1 protein-coding gene and 1 CRISPR repeat array are annotated in these 911 nt (G+C 38.4%); the gene reads right to left on the bottom strand.

The window, feature by feature from the left end:
• Nucleotides 1-367: 367 nt before the first annotated feature.
• Nucleotides 368-538, bottom strand: a complete 171-nt coding sequence (locus NZ896_06810; protein MCS7117154.1) for a hypothetical protein — start codon at nucleotides 536-538, stop codon at nucleotides 368-370.
• Between the two features lie 129 nt (nucleotides 539-667).
• A CRISPR array of direct repeats spans nucleotides 668-893; the repeat unit is 24 nt; unit sequence CTTTCAATTCTCTTCACGAGATTC.
• Between the last annotated feature and the right edge of the window lie 18 nt (nucleotides 894-911).

Raw genomic sequence — 911 nt, 5'->3', positions numbered from 1 at the left:
ACTTCTGAGAAGTTTACCTTTGCTCTCTTAGCTTCTTCATATAGCTGCTTCTTCAACCAAACCGTGACCTTTGGCATAGCATACGTATATACGGAACCAATTTAAAAGCCTTTCCTATTGATATAATAGGAGTATTATGTATATGAGTCTCTCCCTTTATGAACCCTCTCTAATCTCTATCTCTCTCTCCTCCAAATCGGTAACGTATATACGTATATCAATGCAAGATAGCTATACGAGTTGGCTTAGCCAACTATAATATTCTTACACCTGTTAGATATAATTAAGGTCCACCAAGTTTCCAGGTCAAGCGAGGTGGATAACGATATGTTAGTGTCGGATTTTTTTTTAATAAAATTTTTTTTCCTCACACCTTGACACTACATGCCTTCCTCTTCTCTTCCAACTTCTTCAATTCGCGAAGCTTATCGGTCATAAACCTCACGAAGCTCTTTGGACCTCGCTTGCCAAGCAAGCGTGCATTCTCCTTCTCCCTTTTAAACTGCTCGTAAAAGTAATTGAAGATCTCATAATCCACAGCGAAAGACCTTAACCGTTTCATCACATATATAGCATATAGCATTACTGCATATATAGCTATAGCTATGAAGATTCGTCGCCATCCTTAAGATCTTTCTCACCACCTAATCCTTCTACTCTTTCACGCATTTCAATTCTCTTCACGAGATTCTAACACCAGATGTAGCGCTAGAAGCTGGTACATATGCATTGATCTTTCAATTCTCTTCACGAGATTCGCCACATTAGCTGAGATGCCTTATTTCACCAAAAGAGTCTTTCAATTCTCTTCACGAGATTCTCAGCAACTACATTAGTCCCTAATGATTGGACATCTTGTACTTTCAATTCTCTTCACGAGATTCATAACAATAATGAATGTAGGAGATCAG

Source organism: Nitrososphaerales archaeon (genome assembly GCA_025058425.1).
Classification (GTDB): Archaea; Thermoproteota; Nitrososphaeria; order Nitrososphaerales; family JANXEG01; genus JANXEG01.
The sequence above is the reverse complement of the archived record's forward strand: the minus strand, read 5'-3'. Positions and strand labels throughout refer to the sequence as shown.